This is a genomic window from Leucobacter sp. M11 (genome assembly GCF_035726885.1).
In the GTDB taxonomy this organism is placed as follows: domain Bacteria; phylum Actinomycetota; class Actinomycetes; order Actinomycetales; family Microbacteriaceae; genus JAPFRB01.
Genome location: NZ_JAPFRB010000001.1, coordinates 76,291 through 79,800 on the forward strand (window position 1 = coordinate 76,291; position 3,510 = coordinate 79,800).

Consider the following 3,510-nt stretch of genomic DNA (forward strand, 5'->3'; position numbering starts at 1 on the left):
TCCTCGCCCGGGCGCTCGGGCTCCCCCGGCTCTGGCACGGTGCAGCTCCAGGACCCGCCGGTGTCGGCGAGCTGCTCCGGCCCCCTGGTCGCCGGGGAGCGCATCCGCGTCCGGCTGCTCCGCGCCGACATCGCGACCGGCACGGTAGCCTTCGAGGCCGCGGGCCCGGAGGAGCGCGCCCGGCCAGCCTAGGCTGCGGGCGGGGTGACTCAGGCCAGCATCGTGCCCTGCCCCGCCAGGCGGAGCAGCTCGCTCAGCAGCGAGCGGGCCGTGAGGCCGGAGCTTGACGGATGCTCCGGGAGGGGCTCGTTGCGCACGAGGAAGCGGTAGCTCCCGGCGGCACCGACGGCCTCAATCCGGTGCTCGGTTTGCGTCGCGGCGGGGTCGGCACTCAGCCGGACACGGACAAGGCCGAGGTCCCCCGCGGCGAGGCCGAGCGCAACGGCGACGTTGAGCGAGGCCGGGAAACGCGCGATCGCGTCCTCCACGGAGCCGGAAAAGAGCTCGGTGGCCTGCGTCGCCCCGAGGATGCGTGCGCGCTCCGGCTCGGGCATGCCCGGCTGCACGAGGGAGCGCGGGTGCTTCGTCGTGGTGAGGGTCACCCGGTCCAGCCCGCCGGTGCGCCCGGCCGCGGCGATGAGATCGAGCCCACCGATCGCACCGGAGGTGATGAGGGCGCGACCCGGACCGGCGTCGAGCACGCCCGCCCGATGCTCCGCGTGCGCGAACGCGCCGACCGAGCTGACGAGGAGGGTACGCCCCGCCTGGATGACGGCAGGCCCGTGCTCGGCCACCGCGGCCACCCCGGCGGCCTCGACCACGGTGTCGGCCCGGTCGATGGCCTCGGCCAGCGTCAGGGCCGCCGCGCCCGCGGGGGCGGCGGATCCGGGGCGCGTCACGATGCCGACGAGGTCGAGCGCCGGGTGCGCCCGGGCGAGGCTGCGCAGTTCGGTCGCGATCGCCCCGTTGCCGATGATGGCGTAGCGGTGCGCCCGGCCCGTCGAGGCCGGGGCGGCGTGCCCGCCCACGTTAGGCGCTGGGGGTGTCGGCCTGAGCGGCTTCGGCGCGGGCCCGTTCCTCCGCCTCGACCTGGCGGCGGACCTCGTCCATGTCGAGGGCCCGGACCTGACCGAGGAGATCCTCGAGCTGTGCCTGCGCGAGCGCGCCGGGCTGAGCAAACACGAGGATGCCCTCGCGGAAGATCATGAGGGTCGGGATCGAGGTGATGCCGAAGCCCGCGGACAGCTCCTGCTCCGCCTCCGTGTCCACCTTCGCGAAGACCGCGTCCGGGTTCGCCTCCGAAACCCGTTCGTAGACGGGGGCGAAGGAGCGGCAGGGGCCGCACCAGGCCGCCCAGAAGTCCACGAGCACGATGCCAGAGGAGACGGTTTCGGTCCAGCTGTCCTGAGTGATGTCGATGGTCGCCATGCGGCCAGCCTACCGAGCTTCCCCGAGCATCGGCTCAGCGCCCCGGATCCCGGTGGGCTGCCCGCCGGGGGCTGTCGGCTCTGGGCTGCCCGCCGCCGCGACGCCCCCGAGCAGTTCCCGCACGTCGTCCTGGGTCAGCGCGTTGGCGAAGAGTTCCTCGTCGTCGATCACCGCGTCGAAGAGTTTGCGCTTGCGCTGTTGGAGTTCGAGCACCTTTTCCTCGATCGTGCCGAGCGCGATCATGCGGACCACGTGCACGGGCTTGCGCTGCCCGATCCGGTGGGTGCGGTCGATGGCTTGGGCCTCGCTCGCGGGGTTCCACCAGGGGTCGAGCAGGAACACGGTGTCGGCCTCGGTCAGGTTCAGGCCGACGCCGCCAGCTTTGAGGCTGATCAGGAAGACATCGGCCTCGCCCAGGCGGAAGCGCTCGATGACGGCGTCCCGGTTGCGGGTGCTGCCGTCCAGGGTCACGGTGCGCACCCCGGCCGCGCGGAGTCGCTCCCGCGCGAGGTCGAGGAAGGACGTGAACTGGCTAAAGACCAGGGTGCGTCGCCCCTCGCCCGCGAGGGCCGCGGTCTGCTCCGCGAGGGACTCGAGCTTCGCGGAGGGCATCTCGGCGTACTGCGCGTCGATGAGGGAGGCGTCGAGGGCGAGCATCCGGAGCAGGGTCAGCGAGCGGAACACGGTGAACCGGTGCTGATCGAGGTTCTCGATCAGCCCGAAGAGTTTCTGCCGTTCCCGCTGCAGGAAGACCTCGTAGAGTTCCCGATGCGCGGGGGCCAGCTCGATCTCCAGGATTTGTTCCTGCTTCTCGGGCAGCTCGGTCGCCACGAGGTCTTTGCTGCGGCGGAGCAGGAACGGTCGGAGCCGGGCACGCAGTCGCTGCGTGCGCTCGGCGCGGAGGCGCTCCTGGGTCTCCGGCCCGCTGCCCGCGCCCCGGCCGCGAGAGACCCCGGGGGCGGTGCGCTCGATCGGGCGGACATACTCCTCCTCGAATCGGCGCGCCGAGGGGAACAGCCCGGGGGCAACGATCCGGCAGATCGCGTGCAGTTCCCGGAGGGAATTCTCCATCGGGGTGCCGGTCACGGCGAGCTTCCACGACACGGGCAGCGCCTCGGCGAGTTCGTTGCCCTGCGCCTGGGCGTTTTTCACGAACTGGGCCTCGTCCAGGATGAGCCCGGCGATCCCGGCGCTCGGATCCTCCGCGAGGTCCCGGTACCGCTCGTAATCGAGCCGGAACAGCGCATAGCTGGTCACGATGAGGTCGGCGTCCTCGGCGTCCGCACGCACCGTGCGCCCGGCGGCGGCCTCGGTCGCGGTGCGCACCCGAACCCGGAGCCCCGGCGCGAAGCGGGCCGCCTCCGCTGCCCAGTTACTCATGACGGAGGTGGGCGCGACCACGAGGAAGGGACGATGATCCGGCGGGGTCGCCGCGCTGCCCGCCTCGCCGGGGTCCCCCGCGCGGGCGTACTCGATCAGGGTGAGGCACTGCAGGGTCTTGCCGAGGCCCATGTCGTCGGCGAGGATCCCGCCGAGCCGGTTGCGCCAGAGGAACGCGAGCCAGTGAAAGCCCTCGCGCTGATAGGGACGCAGCTCGGCCCGGATGGCCTCCGGCACGGGGACGGGCACCGGGGCGGTGCGCCCGATCTCCCGCACGAGTGCGCGCCACTCGACCGCGGCGACGGTCTCGTCGGCGAGGTCCTCGAACTCGGACCACAGAGTGACCTGGTGGCGGCTGATCCGCGGGCCGGTTTCCCACTCGTCCAGGTCCTGGGCCTCCGCGATCAGCTCCGCGAGGGGCGTGAACGCGGGGTGGCGCAGAGAAAGATAGGAGTTGTCGATGAGCAGGAGGCGTTTCTTGCCCTGGGCCAGCGCGCGAAACAGCGGGGCAAAGGGCACCGTGCGCCCGTCAACCGTGACGAGCACGCCGAGGTCGAACCAGTCGTCCTTCTCACTCGGCACGGTCGTGACGGTGAGTTTGGGCGCGCCCCGCATCTCCCGGTAGTCGGGGGCTGAGCCGGTCCGGCGGACCTCGATGCCGGGAATTCGTTCGAGCGCGGGGACGACCCCGCCGAGAAAGGC

Annotated in this window: 3 protein-coding genes and 1 pseudogene; 1 reads left to right on the forward strand and 3 read right to left on the reverse strand. The window is 72.3% G+C overall.

Annotated elements, in window-relative coordinates; all coding sequences use genetic code 11:
• Positions 1–192 (forward strand): annotated as a pseudogene (locus OOT08_RS00375) (hypothetical protein); the annotation flags it as partial.
• A 17-nt stretch (positions 193–209) separates the two neighbouring features.
• Here the strand turns inward: OOT08_RS00375 and OOT08_RS00380 are convergent.
• The 3 genes from OOT08_RS00380 to OOT08_RS00390 form a co-directional block, all read right to left on the reverse strand.
• Positions 210–1,028 carry an aspartate dehydrogenase domain-containing protein gene (locus OOT08_RS00380; RefSeq protein WP_325090617.1) on the reverse strand — a complete coding sequence of 273 codons (819 nt, stop codon included), beginning with the start codon at positions 1,026–1,028 and terminating at the stop codon, positions 210–212.
• 1 nt (position 1,029) lies between these two features.
• The gene (gene trxA, locus OOT08_RS00385) at positions 1,030–1,428 is read right to left on the reverse strand and encodes a thioredoxin (protein ID WP_325090618.1); all 399 of its coding nucleotides are present in this window, start codon (positions 1,426–1,428) and stop codon (positions 1,030–1,032) included.
• Between the two features lie 9 nt (positions 1,429–1,437).
• The coding region (locus OOT08_RS00390) for a DEAD/DEAH box helicase (RefSeq protein ID WP_325090619.1) at positions 1,438–3,510 on the reverse strand (2,073 nt) is incomplete at its 5' end.

What these genes read in the sequence shown, in the direction of transcription:
- trxA (WP_325090618.1), bottom strand. Translation starts at nt 1,428, where the DNA reads ATGGCGACCATCGACATCACTCAGGACAGCTGGACCGAAACCGTCTCC.